The organism is Pseudomonas hamedanensis, from assembly GCF_014268595.2.
Lineage (GTDB): Bacteria > Pseudomonadota > Gammaproteobacteria > Pseudomonadales > Pseudomonadaceae > Aquipseudomonas > Aquipseudomonas hamedanensis.
The window spans coordinates 5036329-5052513 of record NZ_CP077091.1; the positions used below are offsets into that span (position 1 = coordinate 5036329).

General features: G+C 59.8%; 13 protein-coding genes, 4 tRNA genes and 1 riboswitch. Of the genes, 2 read left to right on the forward strand and 15 right to left on the reverse strand.

All coding sequences use genetic code 11. The features are described 5' to 3' along the window. Window positions 1-22: 22 nt before the first annotated feature. Window positions 23-1465: a magnesium transporter gene (gene mgtE, locus HU739_RS21995; protein WP_186529805.1), complete on the reverse strand. Its 1443-nt coding sequence runs from the start codon at window positions 1463-1465 to the stop codon at window positions 23-25. Window positions 1466-1785: 320 nt separating this feature from the next. Here mgtE and HU739_RS22000 point away from each other — a divergent pair, with 320 nt between their 5' ends. Continuing rightward, entirely contained in the window at window positions 1786-2298 is a 513-nt protein-coding gene (locus HU739_RS22000) for a cell envelope protein SmpA (protein ID WP_186552342.1), read from the forward strand. A gap of 19 nt (window positions 2299-2317) precedes the next feature. Here the strand turns inward: HU739_RS22000 and HU739_RS22005 are convergent. The 8 genes from HU739_RS22005 to ltaE form a co-directional block, all read right to left on the reverse strand. Further along, a tRNA-Arg gene (locus tag HU739_RS22005) sits at window positions 2318-2394 on the reverse strand. A gap of 71 nt (window positions 2395-2465) precedes the next feature. Further along, window positions 2466-2542 (reverse strand) — tRNA-Arg (locus HU739_RS22010). Between the two features lie 70 nt (window positions 2543-2612). After that, window positions 2613-2689, reverse strand: a tRNA-Arg gene (locus HU739_RS22015). Between the two features lie 107 nt (window positions 2690-2796). Continuing rightward, window positions 2797-2887 (reverse strand) — tRNA-Ser (locus HU739_RS22020). Between the two features lie 62 nt (window positions 2888-2949). Beyond that, window positions 2950-3138 (reverse strand): carbon storage regulator CsrA, encoded by a 189-nt coding sequence (gene csrA / locus HU739_RS22025; RefSeq protein ID WP_002554426.1) that lies wholly within the window; start codon window positions 3136-3138, stop codon window positions 2950-2952. A 189-nt stretch (window positions 3139-3327) separates the two neighbouring features. After that, window positions 3328-4569, reverse strand: a complete 1242-nt coding sequence (locus tag HU739_RS22030) for an aspartate kinase (protein ID WP_016773595.1) — start codon at window positions 4567-4569, stop codon at window positions 3328-3330. 90 nt (window positions 4570-4659) lie between these two features. Beyond that, window positions 4660-7278 carry an alanine--tRNA ligase gene (gene alaS, locus HU739_RS22035; RefSeq protein ID WP_186551450.1) on the reverse strand — a complete coding sequence of 873 codons (2619 nt, stop codon included), beginning with the start codon at window positions 7276-7278 and terminating at the stop codon, window positions 4660-4662. A 146-nt stretch (window positions 7279-7424) separates the two neighbouring features. After that, a complete protein-coding gene (gene ltaE, locus HU739_RS22040) occupies window positions 7425-8429 on the reverse strand; it encodes a low-specificity L-threonine aldolase (RefSeq protein WP_186551451.1) in 1005 nt (334 codons plus the stop codon). 275 nt (window positions 8430-8704) lie between these two features. Beyond that, window positions 8705-8877, forward strand: a riboswitch (FMN riboswitch). A 103-nt stretch (window positions 8878-8980) separates the two neighbouring features. Between ltaE and HU739_RS22045 the strand changes: the two genes are divergently transcribed. Beyond that, a complete protein-coding gene (locus HU739_RS22045) occupies window positions 8981-9490 on the forward strand; it encodes a 6,7-dimethyl-8-ribityllumazine synthase (RefSeq protein ID WP_186551452.1) in 510 nt (169 codons plus the stop codon). Between the two features lie 136 nt (window positions 9491-9626). Here HU739_RS22045 and astE read toward each other — a convergent pair whose 3' ends face one another. The 6 genes from astE to aruF form a co-directional block, all read right to left on the reverse strand. After that, window positions 9627-10634, reverse strand: a complete 1008-nt coding sequence (gene astE, locus HU739_RS22050) for a succinylglutamate desuccinylase (RefSeq protein WP_186551453.1) — start codon at window positions 10632-10634, stop codon at window positions 9627-9629. Between the two features lie 12 nt (window positions 10635-10646). Beyond that, on the reverse strand, window positions 10647-10937 hold the full coding sequence (locus HU739_RS22055) for a topoisomerase II (protein WP_122612066.1): 291 nt from the start codon (window positions 10935-10937) through the stop codon (window positions 10647-10649). A 57-nt stretch (window positions 10938-10994) separates the two neighbouring features. Continuing rightward, window positions 10995-12341 carry an N-succinylarginine dihydrolase gene (gene astB, locus HU739_RS22060; RefSeq protein WP_186551454.1) on the reverse strand — a complete coding sequence of 449 codons (1347 nt, stop codon included), beginning with the start codon at window positions 12339-12341 and terminating at the stop codon, window positions 10995-10997. Between the two features lie 139 nt (window positions 12342-12480). Then, window positions 12481-13950 carry a succinylglutamate-semialdehyde dehydrogenase gene (astD, locus tag HU739_RS22065; RefSeq protein WP_186551502.1) on the reverse strand — a complete coding sequence of 490 codons (1470 nt, stop codon included), beginning with the start codon at window positions 13948-13950 and terminating at the stop codon, window positions 12481-12483. Further along, window positions 13947-14972 carry an arginine N-succinyltransferase gene (gene astA, locus HU739_RS22070; protein ID WP_186551455.1) on the reverse strand — a complete coding sequence of 342 codons (1026 nt, stop codon included), beginning with the start codon at window positions 14970-14972 and terminating at the stop codon, window positions 13947-13949. The genes astD and astA overlap by 4 nt, the downstream gene beginning before the upstream one ends. A 51-nt stretch (window positions 14973-15023) precedes the next feature. Then, window positions 15024-16043: an arginine/ornithine succinyltransferase subunit alpha gene (gene aruF / locus HU739_RS22075; protein ID WP_186551456.1), complete on the reverse strand. Its 1020-nt coding sequence runs from the start codon at window positions 16041-16043 to the stop codon at window positions 15024-15026. Window positions 16044-16185 lie beyond the last annotated feature (142 nt).

The window sequence follows — 16185 nt, forward strand, 5'->3', positions numbered from 1 at the left end:
CGGGCTTTTTCATTGCGGCAAGTCAGAGCAGGAAGATTGTCGCCAGGCCCAGGAAGATAAAGAAGCCGCCACTGTCGGTCATCGCGGTGATCATCACACTGGCGCCCATGGCCGGATCGCGCCCCATCTTCGCCAAGGTCATCGGGATCAACACACCCATCAGCGCCGCCAGCAACAGGTTGAGCGTCATCGCCGCAGTCATCACCACGCCCAACGACCAGCTGCCGTACAGCAGATAGGCGACGACACCAATCACTCCGCCCCAGACCAGACCATTGATCAAGCCGACCGCCAGCTCCTTGCGCATCAAGCGCGACGTATTGCCGGTGCTGACCTGATCGAGCGCCATTGCGCGCACGATCATGGTGATCGTCTGGTTACCCGAGTTGCCACCGATACCCGCCACGATGGGCATCAGCGCGGCGAGCGCCACCAGCTTCTCGATCGAGCCTTCGAACAGACCGATCACCCGAGAGGCGACAAATGCCGTGATCAAGTTGACTGCCAGCCAGGCCCAACGGTTGCGCAGGGATTTCCACACCGACGCGAAAATGTCTTCCTCTTCACGCAGACCCGCCATGTTGAGGACTTCGCTTTCGCTCTCCTCACGAATCAGGTCGACCATTTCGTCGATGGTCAGACGGCCGATCAGCTTGCCGTTCTTGTCGACCACCGGGGCCGAGATCAAGTCATAACGCTCGAACGCTTGCGCGGCGTCGTAGGCGTCTTCGTCAGGATGGAAACTCACCGGATCGCTGGCCATTACTTCGGCGACCTGCTTGTCCGGATCGTTGACCAGCAAACGCTTGATCGGCAGAACGCCTTTGAGCACGCCGTCGTAGTCGACCACAAACAATTTGTCGGTGTGCCCCGGCAGTTCTTTGAGACGACGCAGGTAACGCAGCACCACCTCGAGGCTGACATCCTCACGGATAGTCACCATCTCGAAGTCCATCAGCGCACCGACCTGATCCTCGTCGTAGGAGAGTGCCGAGCGGACACGCTCGCGCTGCTGATTGTCCAGGCTTTCCATCAGCTCATGGACGACGTCTCGCGGCAGCTCGGAGGCCAGGTCAGCGAGTTCGTCGGCATCCATGTCCTTGGCCGCAGCCAGGAGCTCGTGATCGTCCATGTCGGCGATCAGTGTTTCCCGAACGGAATCGGATACTTCAAGCAGAATGTCGCCGTCGCGGTCAGCCTTGACCAGTTGCCAGAGCGTCAGGCGATCGTCCAGCGGTAAGGCTTCGAGAATGTAGGCGACGTCGGCGGAGTGCAAATCGTCGAGCTTGCGCTGCAACTCGACGAGATTTTGCCGGTGGACCAGGTTTTCGACCCGGTCGTGATGCGGGCCTTCCTGGCGATGAGTCAGGTCTTCAACAACACGCTGACGCTGCAGCAGCTCAACGACTTGAGCCAGGCGATCCTGCAGGCTTTCCTGTGTTTTCTTTACTTCGATTTCGGACATAGGCGAACTCCACTCCCAGCAGCGGGGCACGCCGGAAGGATCAATCAGTCAATTCATGATTGGTAAAACGGGGTACTGAATATCTACTGGGTAAGTCCATGGAAGTTTTCCACAAGCCCCGGCGGGGCTGACGGGCGCAATGATACACGCCTGACGGTTTAAAACGTTAAAAAATCACGGCTGAAACAAGCGCTTGCACAACAAACCTGAGCGCCTTCCTGATCCGTGCAAATGCGACGACTCATCCTGAAAAGAAAACACACCGGCAATGGAAAAAGTAGCGACTACCCTTGAGCGTAGATCGTCAAGGAGGACATCGAATGCCATCAAAATCAGCACTTATTCTATTGACCGCCCTTCTCCACACCACGCTTTCCAAAGCCACTACACTTCATCGTTGCCAAGCGCCTGACGGCAGCGTCACCTTTACTTCGATGAGCTGCGCAGCCGGCGAGCAGCTTTCTCTTCAGGAGGTTCATTCCTATTCACCCGGCTGGGTCGCGATCATGCCGGAGTTCAATCACGAAGCCGTGACAGGCATGAAAGACAGGGGGCGCGAACCGGGCATCATCGGCGGCGCCGAACATAAATGTGGAAACCTGATCGATAGCAGCCAGCGGCGTGAAGCGATCATCAACCGGCAGGTCATTGCCGGCATGAGCCAGCGGGACGTCGAAAGTGCGCTGGGCAAGCCGGACAAGATCAATACGCGCACATCAACCACAAGCTATCGTTACGACCTCAAGCGAGGCCGCAGTGCTCAAATTGATTTTGATGAAAGAGGCTGTGTGAAAGGAAAAGCCAAATCCCGGACAGCAAAAAGCCCGCGTTAAACGCGGGCTTTTCGGTATATGGTGCACTCGACAGGATTCGAACCTGTGACCGCTCGGTTCGTAGCCGAGTACTCTATCCAGCTGAGCTACGAGTGCATTTGTGTTTTTAGCCCAGACCACAACTGGATGAAGCCGAGCTACCTGCATTGCTGCAACCAACTCTTAAATGGTGCACTCGACAGGATTCGAACCTGTGACCGCTCGGTTCGTAGCCGAGTACTCTATCCAGCTGAGCTACGAGTGCATTGTGTGTTTTTAGACCAGATCACCGCTGGTTGAAGCCAGTTATTTACATCGCTGCAACTAACTTTAAATGGTGCACTCGACAGGATTCGAACCTGTGACCGCTCGGTTCGTAGCCGAGTACTCTATCCAGCTGAGCTACGAGTGCATTTGTTGCCGCGCATTATAGGCCGTCTAATCTCTATGCCAACCACTTTTTCTAATAATTTCAACAACTTACAGAAAAAGCCAGATTACGACGTACTAAGCAAATAATGGCGGAGAACGGGGGATTCGAACCCCCGACACCCTTTTGAGGTGTACTCCCTTAGCAGGGGAGCGCCTTCGGCCACTCGGCCAGCTCTCCGCAACACGGGGCGTATATTAACCAGCTTCTTCCCCGTTTGCAAACATAAAAATCGATAAAAATTAATGGCTTGGTTCTTCGTCCTTCTCTTTCTTTATACGCAGGTAAATTTCCTCACGGTGCACGGCAACCTCTTTCGGGGCGTTGACGCCGATACGCACTTGGTTTCCTTTAACGCCGAGCACGGTCACGGTGATTTCGCCATCACCGATAATCAGGCTTTCTGCGCACCGACGAGTCAGAATCAGCATACCTTTCTCCTAATGCATTTCAGTTCAGGGACAACAGTCTGCAAAAAAAAGGCACCCGACCTACAACCGGAGCGATCGTAGCCCTACATGCCTGAGTATTGACCAGCGCGAGCAAAAGAACAGTTCAGGGGCTCGCGCCATTCAAAAAATAAAGGGCGCGGTCAGACCGCGCCCTTCACAGAATTGGAATTACTCGCCCTGGCGGGCCGGAGCATCCAGTTCGAAAGCCGTGTGCAGGGCGCGCACGGCCAGTTCCAGGTATTTCTCTTCAATCACCACGGACACCTTGATTTCCGAGGTCGAGATCATCTGGATGTTGATGCTTTCCTTGGCCAGGGATTCGAACATACGGCTGGCCACGCCTGCGTGGGAACGCATGCCGACACCGACGATCGAGACCTTGGCAATCTTGGTATCGCCTACCACTTCCCGGGCACCGATCTCGCGAGCGGTGTTTTCCAGCACGGTCTGTGCGGCCTGGTAGTCGTTGCGGTGCACAGTGAAGGTGAAGTCGGTGGTGTTATCGTGCGCGACGTTCTGCACGATCATGTCGACTTCGATGTTCGCGGCACTGATCGGGCCGAGAATCTTGAACGCCACGCCCGGGGTGTCTGGCACGCCACGGATGGTCAGCTTGGCTTCATCGCGATTGAAAGCGATGCCGGAAATGATCGGCTGTTCCATGGTTTCCTCTTCATCAATAGTAATGAGGGTGCCCGGACCCTCCTTGAAGCTGTGCAGTACGCGCAGCGGAACGTTGTACTTGCCGGCGAATTCCACAGCGCGAATTTGCAAGACCTTGGAACCGAGGCTGGCCATTTCCAGCATCTCTTCGAAGGTGATCTTGTCCAGACGCTGAGCGACCGGCACGACACGCGGGTCGGTGGTGTAGACACCATCGACGTCGGTGTAGATCTGGCATTCATCTGCCTTCAGTGCTGCGGCCAGCGCCACACCTGTCGTATCGGAACCGCCACGCCCGAGGGTGGTGATATTGCCGTGCTCGTCGACGCCCTGGAAACCAGCGACAACCACCACGCGTCCGGCTTTCAGATCACCCCGAATTTTCTGGTCATCAATCTGCAGGATACGCGCTTTATTGTGGGCACTGTCCGTCAGGATCCGCACCTGATTACCGGTGTACGACACCGCCGGCACACCGCGCTTGATCAGCGCCATGGCCAACAGGGCAATCGTCACCTGCTCACCGGTGGAAACGATCACGTCCAGTTCACGTGGAACCGGTTGCGCCTCGCCACTGATTTGCTTGGCCAGATCGATCAGACGGTTGGTTTCGCCGCTCATTGCAGACAGCACAACCACCAGGTCATCGCCGGCATCGCGGAATTTCTTAACCTTGTCGGCGACCTGCTCGATTCTCTCGACAGTGCCGACCGAGGTGCCTCCAAATTTCTGTACGATCAAAGCCATTTCAAAGCCGCCTCTGCCCATGAAGGGCGCCCAATAATCTTTCGAACAGCCGCCGGATCCGCCACTAGACTGCGGACCCGGCGGGCCGTCTTATAAACCCTGCTCGACGAATGGAACGGTCAGCGCCAGCGCGCCATCCAGCGCGGCGGCGTCAATCCCGCCACCTTGCGCCATGTCCGGACGACCACCGCCCTTCCCGCCCACTGCCGCAGCAGCCTGTTTCATCAAATCACCGGCTTTGAGTTGGCCAGTCAGGTCCTTGGTTACGCCTGCAACCAGTACGACCTTTTCCTCATGGACACTGCCGAGCAGGATCACTGCGCGGCCGAGTTTGTTTTTCAGCTGATCGACCAGCGCCAGCAGCGCCTTGCCATCCTGACCATCCAGACGGGCGGCCAGCACCTTCACATCCTTGACGTCCACCGCCGAGGCCGACAGATCGTCGCCCGCAGCGCTGGCTGCCTTGGCTTGCAACTGCTCGAGTTGTTTCTCCAGCAGACGGTTGCGCTCCAGCACGGCCGAGAGCTTGTCGATCAGGTTGTCGCGGCTACCCTTGACCAGGCTGGCCGCTTCCTTGAGTTGTTCTTCGGCAGCGTTCAAGTAGGCCAGTGCTTGCGCCCCGGTGACCGCCTCGATACGGCGCACGCCCGAGGCCACACCGCCTTCGCTGATGATTTTCAGCAGGCCGATGTCGCCGGTACGGTTGGCGTGGATACCGCCGCACAGCTCGACGGAGAAATCGCCGCCCATGCTCAGCACGCGCACGCTGTCGCCGTACTTCTCGCCGAACAGCGCCATCGCGCCTTTGTTCTTCGCGGTCTCGATGTCGGTTTCTTCGGTTTCAACCGCGGAGTTCTTGCGGATCTCGGCGTTGACGATGTCTTCCAGTTGCTTGATCTGTTCCGGCTTGATCGCTTCGAAGTGACTGAAGTCGAAACGCAGGCGCTGACTGTCGACCAGCGAACCTTTCTGCTGCACGTGTTCGCCCAGCACCTGGCGCAAGGCTGCATGCAGCAAGTGGGTGGCCGAGTGGTTCAGCGCGGTGGCGTGACGCACTTCGGCATCGACATGGGTTTCCACCGGCGCGCCAATGATCAGGCTGCCCGAAGCCAGCACGCCGTGGTGCAGGAACGCGCCGCCGGTCTTGGTGGTATCGCGCACGTCGAAACGGCTGTTGCCGGCCTGAATGAAACCGCAGTCGCCGATCTGACCGCCAGATTCGGCGTAGAACGGAGTCTGGTTAAGGACGATCACGCCCTCCTGGCCTTCGCTCAGAACGTCTACCGACTGGCCATCCTTATAGATGGCGACGATTTTCGCCGAACCGCTGGTGGCCGCGTAACCGGTGAATTCGGTGGCGACATCAACCTTGACCAGGGTGTTGTAGTCCAGACCGAACGAGCTGGCCGAACGCGCGCGAACACGCTGGGCTTCCATCTCGCGCTCAAAACCAACTTCGTCGACGGTCAGGCCGCGTTCGCGGGCGATGTCGGCGGTCAGGTCCATCGGGAACCCGTAGGTGTCGTAGAGTTTGAACACCACATCGCCCGGCACCACGGTGCCTTTGAGCTCGGCCAGATCCTGTTCGAGGATTTTCAGGCCGTGTTCCAGTGTCTTGGAGAACTGCTCTTCTTCGGCCTTGAGCACGCGCTCGATGTTGCTCTGCTGCTTTTTCAGCTCCGGGAAAGCTTCGCCCATCTCCGCGACCAGCGCCGCGACGATCTTGTAGAAGAAGCTGCCGGTGGCGCCCAGTTTGTTGCCATGACGGCAGGCGCGACGAATGATCCGGCGCAGCACGTAACCGCGACCTTCGTTGGACGGCAGCACGCCGTCGGCAATGAGGAAACCGCAGGAACGGATGTGATCGGACACCACTTTCAAGGAAGACTGATCGCCGTTTTCGCAGCCGATCGCTTCAGCCGAAGCCTTCAGCAGATTCTTGAACAGGTCGATGTCGTAGTTGGAGTTGACGTGCTGCATCACCGCACTGATCCGCTCCAGGCCCATGCCGGTGTCCACCGACGGCGCTGGCAACGGATGCAACACGCCATCGGCGGTGCGGTTGAACTGCATGAACACGTTGTTCCAGATTTCGATGTAACGGTCGCCGTCTTCTTCCGGCGAGCCCGGCGGGCCGCCCCAGATGTGGTCGCCGTGATCGTAGAAAATCTCGGTGCACGGGCCGCACGGGCCGGTATCGCCCATGGTCCAGAAGTTGTCGGATGCGTAAGGCGCGCCCTTGTTGTCGCCGATGCGAATCATGCGCTCGGCCGGGACGCCAATCTTTTGCGTCCAGATGTCATACGCTTCGTCGTCAGTGGCGTAGACAGTGACCCAGAGTTTTTCCTTTGGCAGCTTCAGCACGCCAGTAAGGAAGGTCCAGGCGAAGGTAATCGCGTCGTGCTTGAAATAGTCGCCGAAGCTGAAGTTACCGAGCATTTCGAAGAACGTGTGGTGACGCGCGGTATAACCGACGTTTTCCAGGTCACTGTTCTTGCCGCCGGCACGCACGCATTTCTGGCTGCTGGTGGCACGGGTGTATGCACGTTTTTCCTGGCCCAGGAAGCAGTCCTTGAACTGGTTCATCCCCGCGTTGGTGAACAGCAGGGTGGGGTCGTTGCCCGGAATCAAAGAGCTGGAGGCTACACGGGTGTGGCCTTGCTCTTCGAAGAAGCGAAGGAAGGCTTCACGGATTTCTGCGCTTTTCATTAGGTTCTTCCACGGAGGCTGCGGCCAAAGGCCTGTTCGAAACGTCTACAGACGAAGCGACGGCAAAGGGCCGCATTATATCGGCCCTGCGCGCGGGGTACAGCGTGTTTATACGATAGAAACGCTCAATTGGACGGCTGACGCTGTCACTGGCGCGAAAACTCGATAAATGTCGCGATCACTTGCTCGATTTGCGCGCGCTTGACGTCCATGTGCGTGACCATGCGCAAACGCGCAGCGGCGCTGAGCTTGATTCCGCGTTCGCCGGCAAAGGCCTTGAGCGCTTCGGCCTTGTCGCCCATTTGCACATAAACCATGTTGGTTTGCACGGGTTCGACGACGAAACCGGCCTCACGCAGACCATCGGCCAAGCGCTGGGCATTAGCGTGGTCGTCGGCCAGACGCTCGACATGGTGATCCAGCGCGTACAAGCCCGCCGCCGCGAGCAACCCGGCCTGACGCATGCCGCCGCCGACCATTTTGCGCAACCGGCGCGCCTTGCCGATCAGTTCGACTGAGCCACACAACACCGAACCGACCGGGGCACCAAGGCCTTTGGACAGGCACACCGACACCGAGTCGAAATACTGGGTGATCTCCCGCGCATCGACACCGAGCTTGACCGCCGCGTTGTACAACCGCGCGCCGTCCAGGTGCAATTGCAGGCCATGATCCTGGGTGAACCGTCGGGCACGCGCCAGATAGTCCAGCGGCAGCACCTTGCCTTGCATGGTGTTTTCCAGTGCCAGCAGGCGGCTGCGGGCGAAATGGAAATCATCGGGTTTGATCGCTGCCGCCACCTGATCCAGATCCAGCGAGCCGTCAGCTTGTACCTCCAGCGGCTGCGGCTGAATCGAACCGAGCACCGCCGCGCCGCCCCCCTCGTACTTATAGGTGTGGGCCTGCTGACCGACGATGTATTCGTCGCCGCGTTCACAGTGCGCCATCAAGCCCAGCAGGTTGCTCATGGTTCCGGTCGGCACGAACAGTGCGGCAGCGAAACCCAGACGCTTGGCCAATTCGGCCTCCAGACGATTGACCGTCGGATCTTCGCCGTAAACGTCGTCACCGGTGTCCGCTGCGGTCATGGCATCGAGCATGGCGGGAGTCGGTTGGGTAACGGTGTCGCTGCGAAGATCGATAACGCTCATGAACCTGGCCTCTGGTCAGCAGGGGGAATCCCTTTGTGAAGTGGGATTACTGCGGTCATCGGGCGGATTAATCAAGCCTTCAACGAGGAAAAATCACCGTCCTCAGAAAAAGCACAATCCATGTGGGAGCGAGCCTGCTCGCGAAAGCGGAGTAACAGTCAGCATATTCGTTGGATGTGAAGCCGCTTTCGCGAGCAGGCTCGCTCCCACAGGTTGTGTGCACGGCTGGAAAATATGTGTTACAAACTTGCCGCCGCCCGGCTTATGGGCGGCAAACACGTTCTCAGGGCGGGGTGCAATTCCCCACCGGCGGTAATTGCGCGCAATGCGCATAGCCCGCGAGCGCTTGGCGACGCACCCGGCATTGGTCGGTGAACGGCGGCAAGGTCAGCAGACCCGGTGTGATTCCGGGGCCGACGGTCATAGTCCGGATGAAGAGAGAACGGGATTGACGCCAAAGGGCCGTCCGCGGGCATTCGTGCGTGCGCTCGTACCCTTGAATCCCTTTCGATTCATAACGCCCTGTTTTTCACACAAACAGGAGTCAGAACATGCAACCCACCGCTATCGACAGCAAAAGCAAACACCCTCAGGGCGAGCGCGTCGCGTTCATCCAGGCCTGCTGGCACAAGGAAATCGTCGACCAGAGCCGCAAAGGCTTCGTCGCCGAAATGCTCGTGCAGGGTTATCAACAATCGGACATCGACTTCTTCGAAGTCGGCGGCGCCTTTGAAATGCCGTTGCACGCCAAACTGCTGGCCAAGACCGGCCGTTACGCCGGCATCGTCGCGGCAGCCCTGGTCGTCGACGGCGGCATCTACCGCCACGAGTTCGTCGCCCAATCGGTGGTCAGCGGCCTGATGCAGGTGCAGCTTGAAACCGAAGTGCCAGTGTTCTCGGTATCGCTGACCCCGCATCACTTCCATGCGGGTGAAGAGCATCAGAAGTTCTTCTTCGAGCACTTTGTGCACAAGGGTCAGGAAGCGGCGCGGACTTGCGCCGATACGCTGCAGAAGATCCGTGCATTGCGCCGAACCGAGCCGCGTGCTGTAGCGGTGTAACGACCGACATCGAACGAAAATGTGGGAGCGGGCTTGCTCGCGAAGGCGGTGTATCAGTCAGCACATGAGGTGCTGATAGACCGCTTTCGCGAGCAAGCCCGCTCCCACATTGGGTATTTTCCAGGCCAAGATTGGCTCAGGCGAGGTTTTCGTCCGTGCTCGGGACAATCAGGATGCCAGCGCGCAAGCCGTTCTTGACCTTGGGGTTGGGGAAGATAATCCGCGCGCCCTGCTCTTCAATGACCCAGCGGGTGTTGGCGATGTCTTCGGCCAGCACGTAACCGACGTCCAGCTCGGAGAAGTTCTGGATGTCCGCCGGCAGGTTCAGGCGGAACGCATCACTGTGTTTGATGATTTCCCGCGCGACGCTGAACAGCTGCAAGCCGTCCAAGCCTTCTTCAGTCTCCGGCTCGGTGCCTTCGATGATCTGCTTCAGCCGGGTTTCCAGCAGCGAGACGTTGACGCCGTCGTTCTGCCCGAACGGTCGCGCCTTGCCCAGTTCCAGAGTGAAAGCTTCGGCATCGAGCTTGTCATACGTGTAGGAACTGAACACGATCGACGGTTTGTTCTGCAACAGCACCGCCTCCATGCCGGCCGCGCGCAGGCGCGCCAGTTCGCGGCGGGAATGCTGACGCCCTTCCTTCCATGGGTACAAGGCGAACTGCTCGATCTTCGAGCCGCGAATCGCTGTGTGCAGGTCGTAGTGCAAACGCTGGCGATCAGGCTTGCTGAAAAAACTCGCTGCCAGACGCTCCAGTTCACAGGCGCGTAAAGCTTCCGAACCACTGCTTTGTTCATGACGGCCGTTGAACAGCCGATTGACGTCCTGCTCGACGAAACGCTCGCCCTTGCGAATCGCTTCCGGGTTGCCGAATAGAAACAGAATGCGTGCGCGCGGCTTCAGATCACCGCGTGCGATGTCGTGCAGCAGTCGATCGAGTAACTCGATCGGTGCGGTTTCATTGCCGTGGATGCCTGCCGACAGCAGCAGGTCCAGGCCATTGTCGCGCGCTTCCGGGGGCCGGACTTCCAACGCCCCTTCGCTCAACCAGCGCATGCGCACGCCTTCGACAGTCAGTTGAGTCTTCTCCGCCGGTTCGCGGCCGGCGAGGGTCAGTTCAAGCAGTTTGCCGAGGGCGAGCATAGAGCGGTTTCCTTAGTGGTCGTGGTTGCAATCCGGGCCGTGTACATGATCCTCGTCAGCGCCGAGGTCAGCCGGTTCCATTTCCAGTTGCAGACTTACCAGATTAGTCGCCAATGGGCGCAGCAGCAGGTTGGCGTACTCGTCGTCACCTTCCTCGACGTCCACGCCGATCAGCAACTGGCCGCGGCCATCCTGCTGGATCCACAGCTCTTTGCCTTGCCACATGACCGCGACGCGGGTGCACGAGGTTTGCAGTTGCGTGCCGTCGGTGTCTTCAAGGATCAGCTGCAGGGAATCGCTCATGTTTTTACTCTCTTGGGGTGACACGCCGCGCGTCGCGTTCAGGCGACGCGCCGGCCATCAATTGATCTGGAAAGGATAAACCGCGCCCAGTTTAAGGATTTGCGTCAGTTCATCCAATGCCGTCCGGCATTCAAGCAGCAACTGCGGATCCGTCAGATCGGTTTCGCTCAGGCGGTCGCGGTAGTGCTTTTCAACCCATGCGGTCAACGAACCGTACAACGGGGCGGTCATGATAACCCCTGGATTGACCGCCGCCAGTTCGGTTTCATTCAGCGCCACGCGCAGACGCAGACACGCCGGGCCACCGCCGTTCTGCATGCTTTGCTTGAGATCGAAGACTTTCACCTCGCGAATCAGGCCGCCGGAGCTGGTCAGGCTTTGCAGGTAAGCCCATACACGTTCGTTGGCCTGGCACTCTTGCGGCACGATCAGCAGCATCGAACCGTCAGGACGCGACAGCAATTGGCTGTTGAACAGGTAGGAACGCACCGCGTCATCGACGGTGACCGCCGAACGTGGCACGCACACCGACTGGAAGTTACCGCCGACCTTGGCGAGCTTGCCTTGCAGCTCGGCGAGCATCTTGTCGGTCTCAAGGAACGCGTCCTCGTGATAGAACAGCACTTCACCGTTGCCCACGGCGATCACGTCGTTGTGGAACACGCCCTGATCGATCACATCGGGGTTCTGCTGCGCGTAGACCACGCCTTCGTCACGCAGACCGTGCAAACGCGCCACGGCTTGCGAGGCTTCGAGGGTCTGGCGCGCCGGGTATTTCTGCGGTGCCGGGAAACGGTTGTCGAACGCGCTACGGCCGAACACGAAGAACTCGACGCCCGCCTCGCCATACTCACGGCAGAAACGCGTGTGGTTGGCCGCGCCCTCGTCGCCGAACTGGGCCACCGCCGGCAATGCGGCGTGATGGGCGAAGTGCTGCTGATTGGCGAACATTGCACCGAGCACGCGGCTGGTGGTCGGGTGCTCGATGCTGCGGTGGTATTTGCAGTTGAGGTTGGCGGCGGTGAAGTGCACGCGACCGTCGGCTGTGTCGGCACTCGGGCTGACTGTGGCGGCGTTGGCTACCCACATGCTCGACGCCGAGCAACTGGCGACCAGCAGCGGCATGGCTTCTTTGGCAGCGCGCTCGATCACTTGCGCATCAGTGCCACTGAAGCCCAGACGGCGCAGCGCGGCCACGTCGGGACGTTCCTGCGGCGCCAGCACGCCTTGCTGAAAGCCCATGTCCATCAGCGCTTTCATTTTCGCCAGGCCTTGCAGCGCCGCTTCCTTCGGGTTCGACGATTGCTGGCTGTTGCTCTGCGAGGCGACGTTGCCGTAGGACAGACCACCGTAGTTATGGGTCGGCCCCACTAGACCGTCAAAATTGACTTCATAGGATTTCATCAGCGAGGCTCCACGAGAATCTGTTGTTATAGGCTTCAGGTAACAATTCAGTCAGACCGCGTCGCGGCTATCGCGAGCAGGCTCACTCCTACAGGGAAATGCATTCCACTGTAGGAGTGAGCCTGCTCGCGATCGGCCGTTACGCCATTTTCACGCCTGGCGTGAGTGCAGATGGCAACACCAGGCTCGGCGTTTCCAGCGACGCCACCGGGTAGGCGCAGTAATCCGCCGCGTAGTAGGCGCTGGCGCGATGGTTGCCCGAGGCACCGACGCCACCGAACGGCGCGCTGCTCGCGGCGCCGGTCAGTTGTTTGTTCCAGTTGACGATGCCGGCACGGCTTTCCAGCCAGAACTGCTGATAGCGCGCTTCGGAATCCGAGAGCAAACCTGCGGCGAGCCCGTAAGCGGTGTTGTTGGCTTCAGTGATCGCGGCGGCGAAATCCACGTACCGAATCACTTGCAGCAACGGCCCGAACAGTTCTTCGTCCGGACGCTCGGCCACAGCGCTCACATCGAGAATGCCCGGCGTCAGCAACGCCGACTGCGCCTGCGGCTGCGTCATCGCCAACAGCGACACCGCGCCGTTGGCCAGCAGTTGTTCCTGAGCATCCATCAGCGCTTTCGCCGCGCCGAGGGAAATCACCGAGCCCATGAACGGCGCCGGTTGTTGATCGAATGCACCGACCTCAATCGTTGCACTGACTTCCACCAGACGCTTGAGCAGGCTGTCGCCCCACGCGCCCTGCGGCACCAGCAGACGGCGCGCACAGGTGCAGCGCTGGCCGGCGGAAATGAATGCCGACTGAATGATCGTGTACACCGCGGCGTCCAGATCAGCGACCTGATCGACCACTAGCGGGTTGTTGCCGCCCATTTCCAGGGCAAGAATCTTGTCCGGACGCCCGGCGAATTGCTGGTGCAGATGATTGCCGGTACGGCTGGAACCGGTGAAAAACAGGCCGTCGATGCCCGGGTTCGCCGCCAGCGCAATGCCGGTTTCGCGCGCGCCTTGCAGGAGGTTCAACACGCCTGCCGGCAGACCGGCTTCGATCCAGCACTTGACCGTCAGCTCGGCGACTTTCGGCGTCAGTTCGCTGGGCTTGAACAGCACGCTGTTACCGGCCAACAGCGCCGGGACGATATGACCGTTAGGGAGGTGACCGGGGAAGTTGTAAGGGCCGAACACCGCGACCACACCGTGCGGCTTGTGCCGCAACACAGCAGTGGCATCGCCCAATGGACCGCTCTTCTCGCCGGTACGCTCGCGGTAGCTCTGCACCGAGATAGCAATCTTGTTGACCATGCTGGTCACTTCAGTCGCGGATTCCCACAACGGCTTGCCGGTTTCTTCACCGATGGTGCGAGCCAGCTCGTCAGCGTGGTGTTTCAGCGACGCGGCGAAGGCCTCAAGCACGCTGATGCGCTCGTCCAGCGTACGACGGGCCCAGCCCGGAAACGCCTGACGGGCAGCCTGCACCGCCGACTCGACCTGCGCGTCCGTAGCGCCCTCACCCGACCACAGCACTTGCTGAGTCACCGGATTCAGCGATTGAAAGGCTTCGCCCTGACCGGCCAGCCACTCACCTGCGATGTATAGCGAGTTCATTATTTCGACTCCCGTGCTGCGGACAACGCCACGGCGCGCACTTGATCGCCGGCGTTGAGTTGAAGGCGTTTGGCGGTCTGCGGATCGACCACCAGCGTGCCGGCAGCCAGACGCGCAGGCGCTGCGGTGATGCGGCAATCTTCGCGCTTGCGGTTGTGGATGATGAACGGCGTGGCGTCATCGCCCGGCGTGCCCACCGCCAGCACCAGCGCTTCGCTGTCACGCACTGCGCGGATCTTGCTGGTTTCGCATTCGATGGCCGGACCTGCGTCGAAGATATCGACGTAACCCTGATAGCTGAAACCTTCGCTCTTGAGCATCGCCAGTGCCGGCTCGGTGTCCGGGTGCACCTGGCCAATGACGTTGCGCGCATCCGGCGAAAGGAAGCAGGTGTACAGCGGAAATTTCGGCATCAGTTCGGCGATGAACGCTTTGTTGCCAACGCCGGTCAGGTAGTCGGCCTGGCTGAACTCCATCTTGAAGAAGTGCCGACCGAGGCTCTCCCAGAACGGCGAACGCCCGGCGTCATCGGACACACCGCGCATCTCGGCGATGATCTTGTTGCCGAACAGTTCAGGGAACTCGGCGATGAACAGCATGCGCGCCTTGGACAACATGCGCCCGTTCAGGCCATTGCGGTAATCGGCGTGCAGGAACAGCGAGCACAGCTCGGAATTGCCGGTCAGGTCGTTGGCCAGAAACAGCGTCGGAATCTCGCGGTAGATGTTCAGCTCCTGCGAAGCACTGACGGTCAGGCCAACGCGGAAGTTGTACCACGGCTCACGCAGACCGACCGCGCCGGCAATGGCGGAAATCCCCACCACACGACCGTTGTCATCTTCGAGCACGAACAGGTAGTCCGCATCGCCACGCCCGGCTTCGCCGCGAAAGGTCTTCTCGGCCCAGCCGACCCGGTGAGTCAGGCGCTCTTCGTTGGCCGGCAAGGTAGTCAGGCCGGTGCCGGTGCTGCGGGCCAGGTCGATCAGCGCGGATAAATCGCTGCTGCGTACGGGACGAACAATCATGCTATCTCCTCAAACGGGCCGCTCGCGCCACCCGTGAAACTCGCTAAGGCGTTAAACCGCCACCAGGCGCACGCTGGCACCTTCACCGACGCCCAGGGCTTCGGCCGCTTGCAGATCCAGAGTCACCGGTTTGCCCGGCGCGTAATCCAGCTCCAGCAACACCGCGCGGTAATCCTGCAACTGCGCGTTCGCTACCAGATACTGGCGCCCGGCACCTTTGACCGGCTCGCCGATCTTCACCGGCACCACGCGGCTCTGGGCGATCGAGCGGATCCCGGAAACCCGTGCGTGCAGGGTCGGGCCACCATCGAAGATGTCGATGTAGTGATCAGTCTCGAAGCCTTCGCGCATCAGGATGTCGAAGGTGATCTGCGCACGCGGGTGCACCTGACCCATCGCTTCTTGCGCGGAGTCCGGCAGCAGCGGCACGTAGATCGGGTAATGCGGCATCAGCTCGGCGAGAAACGTGCGGCTTTTCAGCCCGCACAGGCGCTCGGCTTCGGCGTAGTTGAGGTCGAAGAAGTTACGCCCGATGGCGTCCCAGAACGGCGAGTCGCCATTCTCGTCGCTGTAACCGACGATCTCGGTCACCACCGAATCGGCAAAACGCTCCGGGTGGCTGGCAACGAACAGCAGACGGCCACGGGAATTGAGCTCGGCCCAGGGCGATCCGACCAGTTCGCGCTGCACGTAGAAACTGGTCAGCAAGCTGTTGCCGGTCAAGTCGTGGCACTGCGAGAGCACGTGGATCTTGTTGTGAATCTTCAGCTCGCGAGAGGCGTGAACGAAGGTCTCGTTACGGAAGCTGTAAAACGGCTCCGAATAACCGGCCGAAGCGACAATGGCCGAGCACCCGACCAGCTTGCCGGTGGCCGTGTCTTCCAAGACAAAGAAATAGCTCTCTTCACCGTTGAAGCTCACTTCGGCGGCGAACGACGCTTCGCTCGCGGCGATCTTGTCGCTCAGACGTTCCACGTCATCCGGCAAGGAAGTGACACCAATCGGGCTGTCCGCAGCCAGACGCTGTACCTCGCCCAGATCAGCCATTTGCGCGGGGCGCATCACCAGCATGGTGTCACTCCTTTTCTCTTCAAAAAAATCACAGAAAAAACACCGGACCTTGTAGGAGTGAGCCTTTGTGGTGAGGGGATTTATCCCCGCTGGGCTGCGTAGCGGCCCCTTTTTTTGGGGGTGCTTCGCGCCCCAGCGGGGA